Source organism: Bosea sp. BIWAKO-01 (assembly GCF_001748145.1).
GTDB lineage: Bacteria > Pseudomonadota > Alphaproteobacteria > Rhizobiales > Beijerinckiaceae > Allobosea.
The window spans coordinates 3,608,092-3,628,315 of sequence record NZ_BCQA01000001.1; the positions used below are offsets into that span (position 1 = coordinate 3,608,092).

The 20,224-nt window shown below is 66.5% G+C and carries 19 protein-coding genes; 13 read left to right on the forward strand and 6 right to left on the reverse strand.

Annotated elements, in window-relative coordinates; all coding sequences use genetic code 11:
• The first annotated feature begins 60 nt into the window (after positions 1 to 60).
• A complete protein-coding gene (locus BIWAKO_RS16695) occupies positions 61 to 573 on the forward strand; it encodes a GNAT family N-acetyltransferase (protein ID WP_069879605.1) in 513 nt (170 codons plus the stop codon).
• On the opposite strand, the gene BIWAKO_RS16700 is transcribed toward BIWAKO_RS16695, so the two are convergent.
• Genes BIWAKO_RS16700 through BIWAKO_RS16715 form a run of 4 tightly spaced genes read right to left on the reverse strand, consistent with a single transcriptional unit; the run spans position 545 to position 7,441 of the window.
• Positions 545 to 2,644, reverse strand: a complete 2,100-nt coding sequence (locus tag BIWAKO_RS16700; RefSeq protein WP_069879606.1) for a hypothetical protein — start codon at positions 2,642 to 2,644, stop codon at positions 545 to 547. The two genes, BIWAKO_RS16695 and BIWAKO_RS16700, sit on opposite strands and share 29 nt — an antisense overlap.
• Before the next feature lie 3 nt (positions 2,645 to 2,647).
• The gene (locus BIWAKO_RS16705) at positions 2,648 to 5,464 is read right to left on the reverse strand and encodes a DUF4159 domain-containing protein (RefSeq protein WP_069879607.1); all 2,817 of its coding nucleotides are present in this window, start codon (positions 5,462 to 5,464) and stop codon (positions 2,648 to 2,650) included.
• Between the two features lie 13 nt (positions 5,465 to 5,477).
• Positions 5,478 to 6,395, reverse strand: coding sequence for a DUF58 domain-containing protein (locus BIWAKO_RS16710; protein ID WP_069879608.1), 918 nt, complete (start codon positions 6,393 to 6,395; stop codon positions 5,478 to 5,480).
• A gap of 11 nt (positions 6,396 to 6,406) precedes the next feature.
• On the reverse strand, positions 6,407 to 7,441 hold the full coding sequence (locus tag BIWAKO_RS16715) for an AAA family ATPase (RefSeq protein ID WP_069882560.1): 1,035 nt from the start codon (positions 7,439 to 7,441) through the stop codon (positions 6,407 to 6,409).
• 206 nt (positions 7,442 to 7,647) lie between these two features.
• Between BIWAKO_RS16715 and BIWAKO_RS16720 the strand changes: the two genes are divergently transcribed.
• Genes BIWAKO_RS16720 through BIWAKO_RS16735 form a run of 4 tightly spaced genes read left to right on the forward strand, consistent with a single transcriptional unit; the run spans position 7,648 to position 10,389 of the window.
• A complete protein-coding gene (locus tag BIWAKO_RS16720; protein WP_069879609.1) occupies positions 7,648 to 8,229 on the forward strand; it encodes a DUF1285 domain-containing protein in 582 nt (193 codons plus the stop codon).
• Positions 8,229 to 8,873 (forward strand): CoA pyrophosphatase, encoded by a 645-nt coding sequence (locus BIWAKO_RS16725; RefSeq protein WP_069879610.1) that lies wholly within the window; start codon positions 8,229 to 8,231, stop codon positions 8,871 to 8,873. The genes BIWAKO_RS16720 and BIWAKO_RS16725 overlap by 1 nt, the downstream gene beginning before the upstream one ends.
• A gap of 20 nt (positions 8,874 to 8,893) precedes the next feature.
• The gene (locus tag BIWAKO_RS16730; protein WP_069879611.1) at positions 8,894 to 9,151 is read left to right on the forward strand and encodes a DUF6111 family protein; all 258 of its coding nucleotides are present in this window, start codon (positions 8,894 to 8,896) and stop codon (positions 9,149 to 9,151) included.
• Entirely contained in the window at positions 9,148 to 10,389 is a 1,242-nt protein-coding gene (locus BIWAKO_RS16735) for a CCA tRNA nucleotidyltransferase (protein WP_069879612.1), read from the forward strand. Before BIWAKO_RS16730 ends, BIWAKO_RS16735 begins: the two co-directional genes overlap by 4 nt.
• A 6-nt stretch (positions 10,390 to 10,395) precedes the next feature.
• Here BIWAKO_RS16735 and hemF read toward each other — a convergent pair whose 3' ends face one another.
• Complete coding sequence (gene hemF, locus BIWAKO_RS16740; protein ID WP_244523652.1) at positions 10,396 to 11,265, reverse strand: oxygen-dependent coproporphyrinogen oxidase; 870 nt, start codon at positions 11,263 to 11,265, stop codon at positions 10,396 to 10,398.
• Positions 11,266 to 11,388: 123 nt separating this feature from the next.
• Positions 11,389 to 11,850, reverse strand: coding sequence for a tRNA (cytidine(34)-2'-O)-methyltransferase (locus tag BIWAKO_RS16745; protein WP_069879613.1), 462 nt, complete (start codon positions 11,848 to 11,850; stop codon positions 11,389 to 11,391).
• 118 nt (positions 11,851 to 11,968) lie between these two features.
• On the opposite strand from BIWAKO_RS16745, the gene BIWAKO_RS16750 reads away from it, so the two are divergent.
• The 8 genes from BIWAKO_RS16750 (at position 11,969) to BIWAKO_RS16785 (ending at position 20,206) form a co-directional block, all read left to right on the forward strand.
• The gene (locus BIWAKO_RS16750) at positions 11,969 to 13,834 is read left to right on the forward strand and encodes an ABC transporter ATP-binding protein (RefSeq protein WP_069879614.1); all 1,866 of its coding nucleotides are present in this window, start codon (positions 11,969 to 11,971) and stop codon (positions 13,832 to 13,834) included.
• A 189-nt stretch (positions 13,835 to 14,023) separates the two neighbouring features.
• On the forward strand, positions 14,024 to 14,569 hold the full coding sequence (petA, locus tag BIWAKO_RS16755) for a ubiquinol-cytochrome c reductase iron-sulfur subunit (RefSeq protein WP_274533587.1): 546 nt from the start codon (positions 14,024 to 14,026) through the stop codon (positions 14,567 to 14,569).
• Positions 14,570 to 14,625: 56 nt separating this feature from the next.
• Entirely contained in the window at positions 14,626 to 15,909 is a 1,284-nt protein-coding gene (locus BIWAKO_RS16760) for a cytochrome b (RefSeq protein ID WP_069879615.1), read from the forward strand.
• A 6-nt stretch (positions 15,910 to 15,915) separates the two neighbouring features.
• Positions 15,916 to 16,797, forward strand: coding sequence for a cytochrome c1 (locus BIWAKO_RS16765; protein ID WP_069879616.1), 882 nt, complete (start codon positions 15,916 to 15,918; stop codon positions 16,795 to 16,797).
• A 137-nt stretch (positions 16,798 to 16,934) separates the two neighbouring features.
• Positions 16,935 to 17,804, forward strand: a complete 870-nt coding sequence (locus BIWAKO_RS16770) for an S-methyl-5'-thioadenosine phosphorylase (RefSeq protein ID WP_069879617.1) — start codon at positions 16,935 to 16,937, stop codon at positions 17,802 to 17,804.
• A gap of 101 nt (positions 17,805 to 17,905) precedes the next feature.
• Positions 17,906 to 18,451 (forward strand): adenine phosphoribosyltransferase, encoded by a 546-nt coding sequence (locus BIWAKO_RS16775; RefSeq protein WP_069879618.1) that lies wholly within the window; start codon positions 17,906 to 17,908, stop codon positions 18,449 to 18,451.
• A gap of 4 nt (positions 18,452 to 18,455) precedes the next feature.
• Positions 18,456 to 19,565 (forward strand): S-methyl-5-thioribose-1-phosphate isomerase, encoded by a 1,110-nt coding sequence (mtnA, locus tag BIWAKO_RS16780; RefSeq protein ID WP_069879619.1) that lies wholly within the window; start codon positions 18,456 to 18,458, stop codon positions 19,563 to 19,565.
• The gene (locus BIWAKO_RS16785; protein WP_069879620.1) at positions 19,562 to 20,206 is read left to right on the forward strand and encodes a class II aldolase/adducin family protein; all 645 of its coding nucleotides are present in this window, start codon (positions 19,562 to 19,564) and stop codon (positions 20,204 to 20,206) included. The genes mtnA and BIWAKO_RS16785 overlap by 4 nt, the downstream gene beginning before the upstream one ends.
• Positions 20,207 to 20,224: the final 18 nt, after the last annotated feature.

The following is a 20,224-nucleotide window of genomic DNA, read 5'->3' on the forward strand; positions in this document are numbered from 1 at the left end:
GGCTGCTTCACGGCGCCTGAGCTTCTTGCCCCGCTGCCCGTTCGCAGGTTTGCCGTCGCCATGACTTCGCTTCCCCTGACCATTCGCCACGAACTCCCCGCCGATCACGCCGCCATCGAGCGCCTGCACGAGCGTGCCTTCGGTCCCGGCCGTTTTGCCCGCACGGCATTTCGCCTGCGCGAGGGCGTGCCGCAGGACCCGGCGCTATCCTTCGCCTCGCATGTCGGGACCTTCCTTGTCGGTTCGGTGCGGGTGACCCGTGTCTCGGCGGGTGGGCAGCCGGCGCTGATGCTGGGGCCGCTTACCGTTGATCCTGCCTTCGAAGGACGTGGTATCGGCGCTGCCCTGATGAACGCTTCAATCGAAGCCTCGCGGGCGGCCGGACACGACCTCATCATGCTGGTGGGGGATGCGCCCTATTATGCCCGCTTCGGTTTCAAGCCGATCTCGCCGGGCCAGCTGACCTTGCCGGGGCCGGCCGATCCAGCCCGATTCCTCGCTCTCGAACTGGTCGAGGGCGTGCTGGCCAGGCGCAGCGGAGCGGTCATGGCGTTGCGTCCGGGCTCCGCCTGAAGCGCCGGCCGGTCTCGCCGAGCCAGCCGGCCACCAGCGCGCCAAACAGCAGCGCGAGGCCGATCAGCCCGATGAACACAGGCGAAATCGAGACGCCACGCACGATGCCGGAATCGCTGATGCGCAGCCCCATCCAGTCCGCACCGGCGAACTGACTGCCCGAACGGACCGGAACGATGCGCGGCACGGTCACGCTCGAGCCGCTGTCCTGGCCGATCCGGCGGGAGGAGCCGCCGGTCGCCTCGGCAAGCTGCTGAAGCTTTGCAGGATCGCTGACGACCTCCATGAGTTCGCGCGGGTTCTCCGGGCCGACGCTGGCAAAAGCCGTCAGATTATCCCCTGAGATGCGGTGCAGGCCGAACTCGGTGGTGGGGACGCGGGCGCTGAAGATGCCGGGCCGTCCGGCTTCCAACTGAACTGTGCGCGACGTGCCGTTGGGGTCGGTGACGACAATCGGGGAGGGCGCGTCGCCGAGCGTCTGGCGCTCGATCTCGATGGTGCGGCCGCGCGCGGTTGCGCGGAGCGCCTCTTCCTCGAGTTCTGGCTCCTTCATCAGCCAGTGGCCGAGGCGGCGCAGCAGGTCGAGATGCGGTCCGCCATCGCGGAACCCCCGCGCCCAGAGCCAGGCATGATCCGAGAGGAAAAGTGCAACGCGGCCCTTCTGCTCGCGGCTGAGCATGAGCAACGGTCTGTCACCCGGGCCCGTCATGATGGTCGAGCCCGTGCGGGCGCGGGCGCCGACCATGCGCAGCCACTCGCCCCAGCGCGGCGGCTCGACCTCAGAACCGGGGAGGTCGCGGGTGACCGGGTGGCGGCGGCCGGGTTCGCTGACGCGGGCGCGATAGGCCTCGTCGATGACGCTGCCATCGGGCAGGGCGGGCAGGATCTGGCCGAGCGGGGTCCGTGCAAGCGACTGCGAGCCGGAATATTCTGGACCGGCTGCGACCAGCAGGGCGCCACCCTCGCGCACATAGCGGACGATATTGTCGAAGTAGAGCAGCGGCAGGATCGACTGGTTGGCGTAGCGGTCGAAGATGATCAGGTCGAATTCCTTGATCTTGACCTGGAACAGCTCGCGCGTTGGAAAGGCGATCAGCGAAAGCTCGTTGATCGGCGTGCCGTCCTGCTTCTCCGGCGGGCGCAGGATCGTGAAATGGACGAGGTCGACATTGGCGTCGGCCTTGAGCAGGTTGCGCCAGGTTCGTTCGCCGGGATGCGGCTCTCCGGAGACCAGCAGCACGCGCAGCTTGTCGCGAACGCCTTCGATCGTGATGACGGCGCGATTATTGGCAAGCGTGAGCTCATTCTCGAGCGGTGCCGCCTCGATCTCGACGACATTGGGCCCGCCTCGGTCGATCCGAACCGGCACCTGCACGATCTGACCCGAGGTGACCTCGCGGCGGGCGACGATCTCGCCGTCGCGGCGGATCGTCAGCCCGGCGCGCCCGGGGCCGCCCTTGTCGACGACGCGCAGGCGAATGACCTGATCCTTGCCGACGATGCCGAAGCGCGGCGCATCGACAAGCACGATCCGGCGGTCGATCTCGGCGTTCCGGCCGGTCGTGAGAACGTGTAGCGGCGCCTTGAGACCCAGAGCCTCGGCATTGGGAGGCGCATCATGAGCGAGGCCGTCGGTGATGACGATGGCGCCGGCGACGCGCTCCGATGGTACATCCGCGATGCTGGCGGCCAACGCCTCGAAGAGACGGGTCCCGTCGCCCGAGCCCTGCATGTCGGTGACGTCGACGATGCGTGGCTCGACGCCCGGAACGCCGCGCAACTGCCGTTCGACATCGGCCAGGGCGGCTTCGGTCTGCACGGTCCGGTCCGCGAGGCGGTTCGAGCCGGAGCGATCGACCACCACCGAGACGACGTCCTTGACCGGTTCTCTGTCCTCGAAGACGAGTGACGGGTCGGCCAGCGTGAGCGTCAGAACGATCAGCGCGAGCGCGCGCAGGATGGCGCTGCGGCCGGCGAGGACGAGCGCGGCGCCGGCAGCGACCGCAGCCAGCAACGCGAGCCCGATCAGCAGCGGCAGAGGCACGAGCGGGGCGAAGGAGAGGCTCCACATGGTCTATTGCCCCAGACGCTCGAGCAGGGCCGGCACATGGACCTGGTCGGCCTTGTAGTTGCCGGTGAGCGCGTACATCACGAGATTGACACCGGCGCGGAGCGCCATTTCGCGCTGGCGGGGATCGGAGCCGGACATCGGTACCAGCCCTTCGCCGCGGCGATTCACGGCCCAGGCCGAGGCAAGATCGTTCGAGGTGATGACGATCGGCGAGACGCTGTCGCCGGCCCGCGCCGGCCGACGCCCGTCTTCGCCGGCGGGCGGCAGGATCTCGACCCAGGTCGTGCCGGTGTCATAGCGACCGACGAAACCGTCGAGGATGTAGAAGGTCTTGGTCAGCACGTGGTCGCGCGGAATCGGTTCGAGCTCGGGAATGTCGAGCGTCTGCAGCATCCGCTTGAGCTGATCGCCCTCGGGCGTGCTGCCCCCATCCGGGCGGGCGCTCATGGCATCGCGCGTATCGAAGATCACGAGGCCGCCGCCCTTCATATAGGCTTCGAGCTTGCGCAGGGTTTCGGGCGCCGGAATCGGGCGCCCGGCGACCACCGGCCAGTAGAGGATCGGGAAGAAGGCGAGCTCGTCGCGGGCTGGGTCGAGGCCGACAGCTTCGCCGGGTTCGAGTGCCGTGCGTGCGCCGAGCACGATATTGAGGCCTGCAAGCCCCGCCTTCGACATGTCGTCGACCGCCTTGTCACCGGTCAGGACATAGGCGAGGCGGGTGACGGCACCTGCGGCGAAAAGTTCACGCGGGATCAGCGGGCGGGTGTCCTCCGGTGCCGCCGGGACAGGTTGGGCCAGGGCCGGAGTGGCCGAAAGAGCGGCGGCCAGCGCCAGCCCAAGCAGGAGCGCGGCGGCGGCAGCCTTGCCAGCACGCGTCATGCGGAGTCGACCGCCGAGCCAGAGCGTCGCCAGCGTGTCGAGGATCAGCAGCAGCAGCGCGATGACCAGGAGCTGCGGCCGGATGTCCTGCGCGACCGGCTTGTCAATCGGCAGGATCGGCGCGCCGAGCGAGCTCAGATCGAGTGCGTGCAGCGTGTCGGCGGGAGCCAGAGCATTGACCGCCAGCGAGCCGTCGGCCGGCCCGTAGATGCCCGGGGGGTGGGCCAGGGTGGCACGTCCGGTGAAGGTCCGCGGGACCGGTTGAGCGGTCGCCGGTGGTGCACGGAAGGAGCCCTTGCCGTCCAGCACGCGGGTCGGCGAGAGCGTCTCGACCTTGGCATCCTCGGCCTGGGCCTCGGCCGGGCCTGTTCCGGCCAGCGCCACCACCTTGCGCAGCATCTCGACGAAGAGGCCCGACAGCGGCAGGTTCGACCAGGTGGTGTCGGCGGTGACATGCATCATGGCGATCACGCCATCGCCGCGGCGTTCGCCAGTGACCACAGGCGTGCCGTCTTCGAGCGCAGCCCAGGTCTTGCGTGCAAGATCCGCATCGGGCTCGGCCAGGATCTGGCGATTGACGCGGACGTCGTCGCTGATCTGCGTGCCGAAGAACGGACTTTCCCGGGTGAAGGGGGCGAGCTTGCGCGGGGTATCCCATGAGAGGCCTCCGCCAAGAGTGCGCCCGCCGCGGCGCAGCCGCACGGGTGTCAGCTCGTCGGAGGCGGTGGCGAGGCGCACGCCGGCAAAGCGCAAGAGAACGCCGCCTCGCTCGACGAAATTGCTGATCTTCGTCGCCGTCTCCGGGTCGAGTGCGCCGATATCCGCGAGAACGAGGACCGAGAGATTTTGCGCGAGCAACTCGCCGACGGGGTCGTTGGAGCCGGGGCGCGGCTCGCGGATCTCTGCGAAGGGCGAGAGGGCCCGCGAGACGTAGTAGGTTGGAGACAGCAAGGGCTGCGCCGTATCGGTGGTCGTGCCGGAGACGATACCGACGCGGCGGCGTTTGGCGCGGTCGTCGAGCAGCGCCACCGCACCCGCGCTTGGTTCGCTCACGACCTCGAGTCGCGAAACGGCGTTGCGCACCTCGATCGGGAGGGTGAGCCGGGCCACCGTCTGCGTTTCCGTTGGGCCAAAAGCGAATGGAGCATCCCCCAGTGGCAGGCCCTTCAGATCGAGTGCGCGAACATGGCCGCTCGCAGGGGCGCTGGTGGCTGGCCGCAGCACCTTGACCGTCAGCGCGCCGGAGAGGTTCTCTGCGGCCGTCAGCGCGAGCTGGTCGGCGGGGATGGCGTGGATGGAAAGCCGGCGTGCATCGGCTTCCTGCTTCAGACGCGCCAGGAAGGCGCCTTCGTCGGTCAGGCCGAGTCCGTCGGAGACCCAGACGATTTCGGCGTCAGGCGTGGCACGGAGAAAGGCCTCGATCCGGGGCAATTGGGTGGTGCGGTCGGGCGCGTGCGGCTGCAATGCCAATGCACGCAGCTTGTCGAGCGCCGCGCGCGGCTCCGACAGCGTGACCTCGCCCGGCGTTTCCGCGAGCCCGACGATCGCCACCGCACGTCCCTCGCGGGCTGCGGCATTGACCCGCGACTCCGCTAGCGCCACGCGCTCGGGCCAGTCGGTCGCCGCGCCGAAGCCGTTGTCGACCAGGAGCAGCACGGGCCCGCGCGTGGGCGCCGTCGCGACCGGTGGGTTCCAGACCGGGCCGGCAACGGCGATGATGGCGAGTGCCGCAATGGCCATCCGCAATGCCAACAACCACCAGGGTGTATGCGCCGGCATTTCACGCTTGGCGATCAGGTCGGCCATAATCTTGAGCGGTGGGAAATCGATGCGGCGCGGGCGTGGCGGCGTCACCCGCAGGATCAGCCAAAGCGCTGGCAGCAGCGCAAGCGCGGTCAGCGCGAGCGGGGCGGAGAAGGCGATGGGCAGCTGCGTCAGCATCGTTGGCGCCCTCCTAGCGGCCCTGGCCGCCGCGCGAGGCGGCGATCAGGCTCGCAATCCGGAGTACGCCTTCGCTGGCGGGCCGGTCGGTCCGATGCAGGGTCAGCGTCCAGCCCGCCTTGCGGCAGGCCTCCCGAATGATATCGCGATGGGCTTCGAGGCGCCGGCGATATTCCTCTCCCCAGGCCCCGGCATCGCCGACGCGCAGAGTGAGGCCGTCTTCGAGGTCGAAGAGCTCGGCCTGGCCGCTGAAGGGGAACGTTTCTTCGATCGGATCGGCGATCAGCAGGATATGGCCGCGCGCGCCGCTGCTCGCCATGGTCGCAATGCGTTTGGCCAGGGACTGGGCCGGCGAAAGTCCGTCGGTGATGATGATGGCGTCGGCCAGGCGTGGAAGTGGCGCGTCCGGCGGCAGATCGGCGGTCTCGCCCTTGCGGTCGATCACGAGCGCTTGTGCCAAGGTCTCGACGATACGTCGCGAGGCGAGCGCCCGCGTCAGGCCGAGATGCCCGACCCGCTCGCCGCCTTCGACCAGGGTCTCGGCCAGGGCGAAGCCGGCAACAAGTGCACGGTCGACCTTGGAGGCCATGGCGAGCGACGAGGAAAAGCCCATCGAGGCCGAGCGGTCGATCCAGAGCCAGATCGCATGCGAGGCCTCCCATTCGCGCTCGCGGACGAAGAGATGGCCGTCCCGCGCCGAGCGGCGCCAGTCGATGCGTGACGCGGCCTCACCGGTCACAAGAGGGCGGTACTGCCAGAATGTCTCGCCGGGGCCGGCGCGCCTGCGGCCGTGGATGCCATGTACGCTCGCCGAGACGCGCCGGGCCTCGAGGATCAGGCGCGGCAGGCGTGCCGCGAGATCGAGAGAATCCTTCAGGACCGGCGGGGCCGGCTGGCGTTCGGATGGGCCGAGGACGCGCGTGCGCAGCATCACTGAAGTCCCTATCCCAATCGTTCCACGAGCCTCGCGATGACGCTCTCGACCGTCTCGCCATCGGCGCGTGCAGCGAAGGTGAGCGCAATACGGTGCTTGAGTACGGGGGTAGCAAGCGCAACGACGTCATCCACGGACGGTGCGAGCCGGCCTTCGACGAGCGCGCGGGCGCGGGCGGCAAGCGTCAGGGCCTGGCTGGCGCGCGGGCCGGGGCCCCAGGCCAGCTTGCTGGTCAACGCCGGATCGCCATCGCCGGGGCGAGCCGAGCGCACCAGATCGAGAATCGCGTCGACGACGTTCTCGCCGACCGGCAGGCGACGTACGAGGCGCTGTGTCGACATCAGCGTCTCTGCCGTCATCGCCTGGACCGGCTTGTGCTCGGTGGCTCCGGTGGTCTCGAGCAAGATGCGCCGCTCCGCCTCGCGGTCGGGGTAGCCGACGTCGATCTCGAGCAGGAAGCGGTCGAGCTGGGCTTCCGGCAGCGGATAGGTGCCTTCCTGCTCGATCGGGTTCTGGGTTGCCAGCACGTGGAAGGGCGCAGGCAGGTCGTAGCGTTCACCGGCGACGGTGACGTGATGTTCCTGCATCGCCTGCAGCAGCGCCGACTGCGTCCGCGGGCTGGCGCGGTTGATCTCGTCTGCCATCAGCAGCTGGGCAAAGACCGGCCCCTTGATGAAGCGGAAATGGCGCTTGCCGTCGGCGCTCTCGTCGAGCACCTCGGAGCCGAGAATGTCGGAGGGCATCAGGTCCGGCGTGAATTGCACGCGTCTTGCGCTCAGGCCCAGGACCGTTCCCATCGCCTCGACCAGCTTGGTCTTGGCAAGGCCGGGCACGCCGACGAGCAGACCGTGGCCACCGGCGAGCAAGGTGATCAGCGAGAGGTCGACCACCTCCTGCTGCCCGAAGATGACCTGGCCGATCTCGCGGCGGGCGGCGCCGATGGCACCGAGCGCAGCTTCGGCCGCTTCGACGATCCCGGTATCGAGATTGACGGGTTGACCGGCCTCGCTCTTGCCATCCGTCGCACGGACTTGCGCCACCATGTCGATCTCCTTCACCCTCGTCGTCGCGCCTTGCGCTGCTTCACGCCCCGCAAGCTTCCCGAACCGATGACTGTGGACGGGCTATCCAACCGGCTCAAGGGGCTACAGGCTCTGGTGCACAGAACTCGGCTTCACGATTATGTAGAGTTCAAGGCGAAACGGGTCATGCAACCAATATGCCGCGGGCGACGATTTCAGGTAGTTCGATGAACCATTCGACGCAGGCGATGGAGCGATTGCTGGTCGCGCTGAAGGACAGCCGCACGCGAGCCTTGCCGCCGGTCGAACGCTGGAATCCACCCTATTGCGGCGATATCGACATGCGGATTGCAGGGGATGGCACGTGGTTTTATCTCGGAACCCCCATAGGCAGACCGGCGCTGGTCAAGCTCTTCTCCTCCGTCCTGCGTCGCGACGGCAGCGATTATTTCCTGGTGACACCGGTCGAAAAAGTCGGAATCCAGGTCGACGACGCGCCGTTCCAGGCGGTCGAGATGACGGTCGAGGGGACAGGCGACGAGCGCGCCATCGCGTTCCGGACACTGGTTGACGATATCGTGAGCGTGAGCCCGGAGCATGCGATCCGCTTCGTCCGGGATACGAATGACGGGCTCAAGCCCTATGTCCATATTCGCCGGGATCTCTGGGCGAGGGTGACGCGAGCCCTGACCTATGACCTTCTGGCCCTTGGCGAGATCAGGCCGGTCGATGGCGTCAGCATGTTCGGGCTGGCCGTTGCCGGTACATTCTATCCGGCCGTGCCGGCCAGCGAGATCGAAGGACTCTGATGCAGGCTCTGAAGCTGACGGCGGCAGAGATCGTCGCCCTTGCCGGGGCGCGGCTGCGCCACGAACCGCCGGACCTCGGCGACCTGATCAGCAGGCCGCGCGGCGACCATGATCTCCAGCCGGAAGCGATCGAGCCACCGGACGAGGCGGCCGCGATCCAGGCCGCGGTGCTGATCCCGATCGTGCTGCGCGAGGACGGGCCGACCGTATTGCTCACACAGCGCGCAGCGGCGTTACGCAGCCATTCCGCCCAGGTCGCCTTTCCCGGCGGACGCGTCGATGCCGTCGACGGCTCGCCGGTGGTCACGGCGCTGCGCGAGACGGAGGAGGAGATCGGTCTCGCCCGCGAACATGTGCGCGTCGTCGGCTTTCTCGACGCCTATCTCACCGGCACCGGCTACAGGGTCGTGCCTGTCGTGGGGCTGGTCGAGCCGCCCTTTGCGCTGACCATCAATCCGCACGAGGTCGACGAGGCCTTTGAGACGCCGCTCGCCTTCCTGATGGATCCCGCCAATCATCGCCGCGAAGGCCGGGAATGGAAGGGGCGCTATCGTACCTACTATGCGATGCCCTTCGGAGATCACTATATCTGGGGTGCAACCGCCGGCATGATCCGTAACCTTTACGAGCGACTCTCCGGCTAGTCTGATTGGATGGCGCGCCCATGCTGCGTTCGGTGACCGAAGAGATTCTGCTCTTCGTCCTGCCCTTTTGTATCTTCGCAAGCTATCTGATCGTCAGGCGGCGCAACCCCTTCGACGTCGAGCACTGGGACGGGCACGTGTTCTGGCTGTCGGTCGTGGGGCTCGTGATCTCGATCGGCTTCGTCGCCTATACCGGTTGGATCGCTCCGCGCAGTCAGGGCGCTTACGTGCCGCCCCATATGGAGAACGGGCAACTCGTCCCTGGCCAGTTCAGATGAGCGAAGCGCAGCGGGCTCGGGTCGAGCGCTTTCTTCAGGGGCCGGCGGTGACGGAGGTGCTGGCTGCGTTCAATGGCGGCGGCGAGGAAACGCGCGTCATTGGCGGTGCTGTTCGCGATCTGCTGCTCGGAGAGCCGGTCGGCGATGTCGATCTGGCGACGACGGCATTACCGGAGGAGGTGATCCGGCGCGCGGCGGCGGCGGGCTTCAAATCGGTTCCCACGGGAATCGAGCATGGCACGGTGACCATCGTCGCCCATGGCGTTCCCTTCGAGACCACGACGCTGCGTCGCGATGTCGAGACCGATGGTCGCCGCGCCAAGGTGGTCTTTGGGCGCGATTTCGCAGAGGACGCGATCAGGCGGGATTTTACGGTCAACGGGCTTGGGCTCGGGCGCGACGGCACCGTTCACGACTATTGCGACGGACTTGTCGACCTTGCGGCGCGTCGCATCCGCTTCATCGGCGATGCGAACCTGCGCATCCGCGAGGACTATCTGCGCATCTTGCGCTTCTTCCGGTTTCACGCGCGCTATGGCGAAGGCGCACTGGACGCGACGGGACTGGCGGCCTGCACGGCCGGCCGGGCCGGGCTCGACGGGCTTTCGCGTGAGCGGGTGCGCGCCGAGTTGCTGAAGCTGCTCGTTGCGCCACGCGCGGCCGACGCATTGTCGGCGATGATGGGAGCGGGACTTCTTGTGCCGGTGATCGGCGGCGTGCCCCGGCTTTCGCGCTTCGCGGCGATCGCGGCGGACGGGCCCGCGGGAGCAGTCTATCCGGCTTTCCGGCTCGCGGCGCTGGCTATTGGCGTGCGCGAGGATGCGCTGCGCCTGCGGGACGGATTGCGGCTATCGAACGAACAATTCGGCAGGATCGAGCGTATCGCGCTCGCCCTTGAAGGGCTCTCGGGGCGTGTGACGGATTGTTCGATCGCCATGCTGCGCCATCTGGCGCATCGTGTCGGGGCGGATGCGGTCGCCGGCGGCCTCGTTCTGCTCACGGCCAGCGAGAATTCTCGAGGGCACGCCAAGGTGCAGGCTGCAATTGCCGAACTCGGCCGAACGCCGCCCTTCCTCCTCAGTGGTCGCGATGTACTGAAGCGCGGTGTTGCCGCCGGGCCTGATGTCGGGCGCGTGCTCGATCAGGCACGGCGCGACTGGATCGAAGCCGGATGTACCGGCGAGCGGGCGCAGCAGCTTGCCTTTGTCGAAAGCGCAATCGCGCAACGCGAGCGCTGAGAGCGCTCAGGGCCAGCGTACGGTCGGCGGCAGCGAGGAGAGGATCGAGGCGACATTGCCGCCGGTCTTGAGGCCGAAGATCGTGCCCCGGTCATGGAGCAGGTTGAACTCGACGTAGCGACCGCGCCGGACCTGTTGTTCGTAACGCTCGGCCTCGGTCCAGGGCTTGCCGATATTGGCCCGCATGATCCGCGGGTAGATATCGAGGAACGCACTGCCGACGGCCTGGGTGAAGGCGAGATCGGCCTCAGGCTCGCCGGACCAGACATAATCGTAGAAGATGCCGCCGATGCCACGCGGCTCGCCGCGGTGCTTCAGGAAGAAGTATTCGTCGCACCATTGCTTGAAGCGGGGATAGTCGGCGACAGGGGCAAAGTTTTCGCAGGGCGCGCGCATCGCGGCGTGGAAGGCGATGGCGTCGGCGTCCTCTTGCGTCCGCCGGTTGTCCAGCACGGGGGTCAGATCGGCTCCGCCACCGAACCACGGTTTCGTCGTCACCACGAAGCGGGTGTTCATATGCACTGTCGGTGCATGCGGATTCCAGGGATGGGCGATCAGCGAGATGCCCGTGGCATGGAAGCGCGGATCCTCGGCCGCACCCGGAATCTGCCCCGCGAATTCGGGCTGAAAGGTGCCGTAGACCGTCGAGACATGGACGCCGACCTTCTCGAAGACGCGGCCCTGCATCATCGACATGACGCCGCCACCGCCTTCGGCGCCATCGTGGTTGCGACGCTGCCAGGGCGTCCGCTCGAAGCGGCCGGGAAGGCGCGCTTCGGACGGGAAGGGGCCGCTGGCTTCATCCTCCAGCGCCTCGAAGGCCGAGCAAATCTGGTCGCGCAGGGCCTCGAACCAGGCTGCCGCGCGCGGCTTCATGGCCTCCGCGAGGGCGAGGGAGGAGGTCGTGGAGGCGGGGTCAGTCGCTCGGGTGGTCATCGATCCGTTTCCGTTCCGCTCGCCGCGAGGTGTCTTCATCCGCGGTGACGAGGAATTTCGCGCCTATCTCGGATAAGCGTCCAGCTGCCGCAAGGCTTCTCCCATAACCACGGCTGCGGCAATTGCGACATTGAGCGAACGCAAGCCCGGGCGCATCGGCACATGGACGCTGCCGTCGACGGTTGAGTAGAGCTCGGCGGGAACGCCCGCCGATTCGCGTCCGACGAGCACGATGTCGCCGGGAACGAACGCAAAATCGGTATGAGCGGTGGCCCCATCCGTCTCCGCCAGGATGAGCCGGTGGCCGCCGGCAAGCCGCCAGGCGTCGAAAGTTCTGAACGAATCATGCCGGGTGATCGCGGCGCGCTCGAGATAGTCCATGCCGGAACGCCGGAAATGGCGGTCCGAGACATCGAAGGCCGCGGGTTCGATGATGTCGACCGCGATGCCGAGGCAGGCGGCCATGCGAATCATCGTGCCCGAATTTTGCGGGATATCCGGCTGGTAGAGGGCGAGGCGCAACATGCGCTGCTGTCATGCGGTGACGTCATGACATGCGTCAAGCCTCTGGCCGCGACCTGACTGCTGCCCCATATGTCGCCAAGATTTCGTCGTCATGCCGGTTCATGGAGGGCGGTACGCCATGTTCGCCTCCCTGTTCCGTTTTCTCGAAAGCCGCATCGACGTCTTCGCGCCCTTTGACGAGGGCCAGACGCCGCCCAAGGGCGTGTGGCCATTCATGTGGCACCACATCAAGGGCGTGAAGGGCTGGATGGCCCTGATCATGCTCACCGGCCTCGGCTTCAGCGGCATCGAAGCGGCGATGTATCTGATGGTCGGCTGGTTCGTGGATCTGTTGGCGACCCAGTCGCCCGAGACGATCTGGCGTGATCACGGCACGGTGCTGCTCGGCGCGGCCTTCCTGCTCGTCGTGGTCCGCCCGCTGATCTATTTTGCCAATCATGCGATCGTGGACCAGGTCGTGGTGCCGCAGATCACCAATCAGATCCGCTGGCGCAACCATGTCTACACGCTTGGCCATGCGCTCTCCTATTTCCAGAATGATTTCGCGGGACGGCTTTCGGCGCGCGTGATCCAGGCGGGGCAATCGATCCGCGGCGCGACGATCGAGGTCATCGACGATCTCTGGTACGCGCTGATCTTCGCATCAGTGGCGATCGGCTTCTTCGGCTCGACCAGCCTCTGGCTGGCGCTGCCGGTCATCGTCTGGTTTGCGGCCTATATCGTGCTGCTGATCTATTTCGTGCCGCGTGCGAAGAAACGTTCCGAAGCGAACTCGCTGGGTCGTTCCTCGACGACCGGACGCATCGTCGATTCCTATACCAATATCCTGACGGTCAAGCTCTTCGCCCGCGCCGATGCCGAGCGCTCGTCTGTCCGCGACTCGCTGTCGCGCTGGAACGCCTCGTTCCTGCATTTGTCGCGCCTGATCACCGGTGTCAGCGTCATCCTGCAGACCATGAACAGCCTGCTGGTCGTGACGACGGCATGGATCTCACTGCATCTCTGGAGCCAGGGCATCATGTCGCCCGGAGCGGTCGCGGCCGCGATCGGCCTCGTGCTGCGGCTGGTGCAGATGTCGAGCTGGCTGATCCATCTGGTGCGCGGCGTGTTCGAGAATATCGGCTCCGTGCAGGAGAGCATGGAGACGATCGCCAAGCCGCATGACCTGACCGACGTGCCCGATGCCAGGCCCTTGTCGGTCGGCGAGGGGGCGATCCGCTTCGAGCAGGTGCGCTTCAATTATGGCCGCAACGGCGGTCTTTTCGAGGGGCTCAACCTCGATATCCGTCCGGGCGAGAAGATCGGCCTCGTCGGCCCGTCCGGCGCCGGCAAGTCGACGCTCGTCAACCTGCTCTTGCGGCTCTATCCGCTGGAGGCCGGTCGCATCCTGATCGATGGGCAGGATATCGCCCGCGTGACGCAGGACTCCCTGCGCGCACAGATCGGCATGGTGACGCAGGATAACTCGCTGCTGCACCGCTCGATCGGCGATAATATCGGGTATGGCCGGATCGATGCGACCGAGGACGAGATCATCGAGGCAGCCAGGCGGGCATCGGCGCATGAGTTCGTCGCGACCCTCAGCGATCAGGATGGGCGCAAGGGGTTCGAATCGCGTGTCGGCGAGCGCGGCGTCAAGCTCTCGGGCGGGCAGCGCCAGCGCATCGCCATCGCCCGCGTGCTGCTCAAGGATGCTCCGATTCTGATCCTGGACGAGGCCACCTCGGCACTTGATTCAGAGGTCGAGGCGACGATCCAGGAGCAGCTCACGGCGCTGATGCAGGGCAAGACCGTGATTGCGATCGCACACCGACTCTCGACCATTGCGGCGCTCGATCGGCTGATCGTGCTCGACAAGGGGCGCATCGTCGATCAGGGCAGCCATGCCGAGCTCGTCGCGCGTGGTGGCCTCTATGCCCGGCTCTGGGCGCGCCAGTCGGGTGGTTTCCTGGCCGTTGCCGACCCGGAGACGGTCACGGCCTGAGTCCCGCTGAGGGCAGGCCGCGATGCACATTGCCGCCGGCCGGAACAGTAGACTTCGTCCAAAGTGCATGCCAAAGAGCGCGGCGGCGACGCGCCGCCGCATTGCGGCTGCGAAGGGGCGCACCTATGAGGGGCGTCAGACGATAATTTACAGCCGTTCCAGGCTGGGCGAAGAGCAGAGGAATCGATCGTGGCTCACGCGACCGAGACGACCCAAACCACCCGCCGCGACTTTCTGATGCTGGCGACCGGCGCTGCCGGTGCCGTCGGTCTCGGTGCTGTCATTGTTCCGCTCGTGAGCCAGCTGGCTCCGGACGCGCAGACCGTTGCTGCTGGTGCGCCGATGGATGTCGATCTCGGCCCGATCGCGGAAGGCCAGGCCATCAAGCTGTTCTGGCGCGGCAAGCTGATCTTCGTGCGTCACCGCACCAAGAAGGAGATCGACGAGGCGCGTGCGGTCAATGTCGCGACGCTGCCCGATCCGCAGACCGACCAGGCCCGCGTCAAGGAAGGCCACGAGCAGTTCCTCATCGTTTACGGCAATTGCACCCATCTCGGCTGCGTGCCGCTCGGCAATTCTCCCGGCGACCCGAAGGGCGACTATGATGGCTGGTTCTGCCCGTGCCACGGTTCGCACTACGATTCGTCGGGCCGCATCCGCAAGGGGCCTGCGCCGCTCAACCTGCCGATCCCGCCCTATGCGTTCAACGCAGATACGAAGATCCGAATCGGCTGAGCTATGCGCTTCTCCATGATTTCCAATGATACCGAGAAAGCCTTGAGGCATTCGTCATGAGTGGTCATAGCACCTACGTTCCGAAGACCGGCTTTGAACGCTGGCTCGATGCCCGTCTGCCGATCGTTCGCCTCATGCACGATTCGGCCGTGTCCTATCCGGTCCCGCGCAACCTGAACTACCTGTGGACCTTCGGCGGCATCCTGGTGTTCATGCTCGTCGCGCAGATCGTGACCGGCGTCATCCTGGCGATGCACTACACGCCGCACGCGACCATGGCCTTCAATTCCGTCGAGCACATCATGCGCGACGTGAATTTCGGCTGGCTGCTGCGCTACCTGCATTCCAACGGCGCCTCGATGTTCTTCGTCGCGGTCTATGTCCACATCTTCCGCGGCCTCTACTACGGTTCGTACAAGGCTCCGCGCGAGGTGCTCTGGATCCTCGGCGTCGTCATCTTCCTGCTGATGATGGCCACCGCCTTCATGGGCTACGTGCTGCCCTGGGGGCAGATGTCCTTCTGGGGCGCCACCGTCATCACCAATCTGTTCTCGGCGCTGCCGGTGGTTGGCGAAACGATCGTGACCTTCCTGTGGGGCGGCTACTCCGTCGACAACCCGACGCTGAACCGCTTCTTCTCGCTGCACTATCTGCTGCCGTTCATGATCTTCGGCGTCGTGATCCTGCACATCTGGGCGCTCCACGTCGTCGGACAGAACAACCCGACCGGCGTCGAGGTGAAGAACGTCCAGAAGGACACCGTGCCGTTCACGCCGTACGCGACCATCAAAGACATCTTCGGGATGGTCTGCTTCATCTTCGTGTTCGCTTATTTCGTGTTCTATCAGCCGAACTTCATGGGCCATGCCGACAACTACATTCCGGCCAACCCGGCGGTGACGCCGACGCATATCGTGCCTGAGTGGTACTTCCTGCCGTTCTACGCGATCCTGCGCGCCATTCCCGACAAGCTCGGCGGCGTCCTGGCGATGTTCGCGGCGATTGCGGTGCTGGCTTTCCTGCCCTGGCTCGACACCTCCAAGGTGAAGTCGATGAGCTACCGGCCGGTCGCCAGGGTCCTGTTCTGGGCGTTCCTCGTGGTCTGCATCGTGCTCGGCTATCTCGGCGCCATGCCTGCCGAAGAGCCCTACGTGACCTATTCGCGGATCTTCACGGCGCTGTATTTCGGCTACTTCATCTCGCTGGTGCTGGTCGGCATCTTCGAGAAGCCGGCGAAGCTGCCGAACTCGATCGCGGACTCCGTGCTGGCCAATATCAAGGGTGGCTCGGGCGCGAGCCTTGCGGCTGCCACCGCCTCCGAACCGAACGCCAAGGGCTGACGAAAGATGAGCACCACCCCGTTTCGCCTTGCCCTGGCGGGGCTCAGCTTCGGCCTTGCCCTCACTGCCAACGCGCTGACGGCCCAGGCCGCCGGCGACCGTGTGATCCCGCCGCAGCAGAAGTGGTCCTTCTCGGGCCCGGTCGGTAAGTTCGACCGTGCCCAGCTCCAGCGTGGCTTCAAGGTCGTCAAGGAGGTCTGCGCCAGCTGCCACGCGATGAGCCTGATCCCGATGCGGACGCTGTCGCAGCCCGGCGGCCCGGAGTTCACGCCCGCGCAGGTCACCGCGCTGGCGGCGACCTACCAGATCAAGGACGGCCCGAACGACCAGGGCGAGATGTTCGATCGTCCCGGCCGTCCGGCCGACCGTTTCCCGTCGCCGTTCCCGAACGAGCAGGCGGCGCGAGCCGCCAATGGCGGCGCCTTCCCGCCGGACCTTTCCGTCCTGGCCAAGGCGCGGACCTATGAGCGCGGGTTCCCGCAGTTCATCATCGACATCTTCTCCCAGTACCAGGAGCAGGGGCCGGACTATATCGCGGCGCTGCTGGCCGGGTACAAGGAACCGCCGCAGGGCTTCCCGCCGCTGCTGCCGGGCCAGAACTACAACACCTATATGCCGGGTCACCTCATCGCGATGCCGCAGCCGCTCCAGGACGGGCAGGTCGAGTATCCGAAGGGACCGGACGGCAAGTCGCCGGTTCCGGAGACCGTGGCGCAGTATGGCAAGGACGTCGCGGCCTTCATGGTCTGGATGGCGGAGCCGCATCTCGAGGCGCGCAAGCGCATCGGCATGCAGGTGATGCTGTTCCTGATCTTCTTCGGCGGTCTGCTCTACTACACCAAGAAGAAGGTCTGGTCGCGCATGCCGGATGGTTCAACCGCGCACTGAGCACCAACGAGAATGGGAAAAGGCCCCGGAAACGGGGCCTTTTTCGTTTGGCCTTGCGCGGCTTCGGCTGAGCAGTGCCTTTGTACGGCCGTCACAGAAGCCTGCTCCTGTCCGGCCACTATGAAAGGAAAACGATCATGAGCGAAGCTGTGCTCGGAATCATCGGTGGGTCGGGCATCTACGACCTGCCGGGCCTGACCGATCTGCGCGAAGAGCGTGTCACGAGCCCCTGGGGTGAACCCTCGGACATCCTGCGGATCGGCCGGATCGGCCAGACCAAGATCGTCTTCCTGCCACGCCATGGGCGCGGTCACGTCCTGCCTCCCTCCGAGATCAACTACCGCGCCAATATCGACGTGATGAAGCGCGCGGGCGTCACCGATCTGGTCTCGCTCTCGGCCTGCGGCTCCTACAAATCCGAGCTCTATCCCGGGCTCTTCGTGCTGGTCGACCAGTTCGTCGACCGCACCGTGCGCCGCGCCAGCTCCTTCTTCGGCAAGGGCTGTGTTGCGCATGTCCCGATGGCGCGTCCGGTCGGCCCATTGCTGCAGGCGCGGCTTGCAGATGCCGCAGCGGCGGAGGACCTGCCCTTCGTGCGCGGCGGGACCTTGGTCACGATGGAAGGCCCGCAATTCTCGACCTATGCGGAGTCGCTGACCTACAAGGCGCTCGGCTACGATCTGATCGGCATGACCGCGATGCCCGAGGCCAAGCTCGCTCGCGAGGCCGAGATCACCTATGCGACCGTCGCGATGGTGACGGATTTCGACTGCTGGCATCCTGAGCAGTCCTCGGTCGATGTCGCGTCAGTCGTCGCCGTGCTGAAGGAGAATGCCGAGAGGGCGCGCCGGCTGGTTGCGCGCCTCGCCGCGGATTTCCCTGCCGAGCGCGAGTCATGTCCGGCCGGCTCCCATCACGCGCTGGACAACGCCATCATCACGGCGCGCGAGTTCCGCGACCCGAGCCTGGTGGCAAAGCTCGACGCGGTCGCGGGCAGGGTCCTCTGACGGCTGCCTGAGATCGAGGGGCCGCCGGCCTGGGGGCTGGCGGTTCCCTTCGCGCGGCCGCGGCGCTAAGAGAGCGCGTCGCCACAGCGAGCTGTTTCCGCATGGACCGTGATACCCTCCTCGACCTGAAGAACGCGATTCGGTCCATTCCGGATCACCCGAAGCCGGGCATCATCTTCCGGGATATCACCACCCTGCTCGGCGATGCCCGGGCCTTCCGGCGTGCGGTCGACGAGCTCGTCCAGCCTTTCGCCGGGCTGAAGATCGCGAAGATCGCCGGCATCGAGGCGCGCGGCTTCATCCTCGGCGGGGCGGTCGCCCATCAGCTCTCGGCCGGCTTCGTTCCGGTGCGCAAGAAGGGCAAGCTGCCGCACGAGACGGTCAGCATCAGCTATTCCCTGGAATACGGCACGGACGAGATCGAGGTCCACAAGGATGCGGTCTCGCGGGGCGAGCGCGTGCTGCTGGTCGACGATCTGATCGCGACCGGGGGCACCGCAGAAGGGGCGGTCAATCTGCTGTCCTCGCTTGGCGCAGAGGTCGTGGCGGCCTGCTTCATCATCGATCTGCCGGATCTCGGCGGTGCGGATCGGGTCCGCCGCCTCGGCGTTCCCGTGCGCACACTCGTCTCCTTCAGCGGACACTGAGCTCATGAAGATCGGCGGCAAGGCCTATCGGACGATCTGGCTCGCGCAGGATGGCTGGCGCGTCAGTGTGATTGATCAGACCAAGTTGCCCTTCCGGTTTGAGACCGTCGCGCTTGGGAGTGCCGAGCAGGCTGCCGAGGCGATCCGCAGCATGGTGGTGCGGGGAGCACCGCTGATCGGCGCGACAGCGGCCTATGGCGTCGCCCTGGCCATGCGCGCGGATCCGTCCGACCAGGCGCTGGAGGCGGCGGTCGCCTTGCTAGGTGCGACCCGCCCAACGGCGGTGAACCTGCACTGGGCGCTGGAGCGGGTGAGCGCCAGGCTGGCAGGCCTGGATCCAGCTTCGCGCCTCGCGGCGGCCTATGACGAGGCCGCTGCGATCTGCGACGAGGATGTCGCGCTCTGCCGCGCGATCGGCGAGCACGGCTTTGGCGTGATCCGCAGCCTGGCAGCGGGCAAGGCTCCAGGCGAGCGCCTCAATATCCTGACCCATTGCAATGCCGGCTGGCTTGCCACGGTCGATTGGGGCACGGCGCTGGCGCCGATCTATCTGGCGCATGATGCCGGCCTGCCCATCCATGTCTGGGTCGACGAGACGCGGCCGCGTAACCAGGGCGCGGCGCTGACGGCCTATGAGCTCGGCGCCCATGGCGTGCCGCATACCGTGGTCAGCGACAATGCCGGCGGGCATCTGATGCAGCGCGGGCAGGTCGACATGGTCATCGTCGGAACCGACCGGACGACCGCGACCGGCGATGTCGCCAACAAGATCGGCACCTATCTGAAAGCGCTGGCGGCGCATGACAACGGCGTGCCTTTCTATGTCGCGTTGCCGTCCCCGACGATCGACTGGCGGCTGTCGGATGGGCTCGGCGAGATTCCGATCGAGGAGCGTTCGGCCCGCGAGGTCACTCATCTCGCAGGCCTGGGCGAGGATGGCGAGGTCGGCCAGTTCCGGGTGGTGGCGCCTGGCAGTCCTGCCGCCAATCCTGCCTTCGACGTCACCCCGGCGCGTCTTGTCACAGGCCTCATCACGGAGCGCGGCGTCGCCCCCGCGAGCTCCGAGGGGCTTGCCCGTCTCTTTCCTGATCTGGCGCGCGGAGCTGCGACATGAGTGAAATGGCGCTTCGCGCAGAAATCGTCGCTGTTGCCCAGGCGATCGACAAGGCCGGGTTCTGCCCATCGAAATCCGGCAATGTCTCGGCCCGATTCGAAGGCGGATTGCTGATCACCCCCTCCGGCCTGCCCTATGCCCAGACCAGGCCGGAGGATCTGATCCATCTCTCGCAGGACGGCACCATCCTGAATGGTGCGCGCAAGCCTTCGTCCGAATGGCCGTTCCATGTCGAGATCTACAAGGCGCGGCCGGACGCCCAGGCGATCGTGCACACGCATTCGCCGCGCGCCACCGCATTGTCGTCAGCAAGGCGCGGCATTCCGGCCTTCCATTACATGATTGCGCTGTGCGGTGGGTCCGACGTGCGTTGCGCGGATTACGCGACCTTTGGCACGCCTGAACTCGCCGAGAACGCCGTGAAGGCGCTGCAGGGGCGCAAAGCGGTGCTGCTTGCCAATCACGGTGTCATCGCGCTTGGACAGACGCTCGCGGGCGCACACACGATCGTCGCCGAGGTCGAGAATCTCGCGGGGCAATATCTCGACCTGCTCGCCTCCGGATTGGAGCCGGTCATACTTGGCGAGGCCGAGATGGCGCGCGTTTCCGCGAAGTTCGCCGGCTACGGCAAGGTCGGCTGACCCAAGGACGCGTCTTAC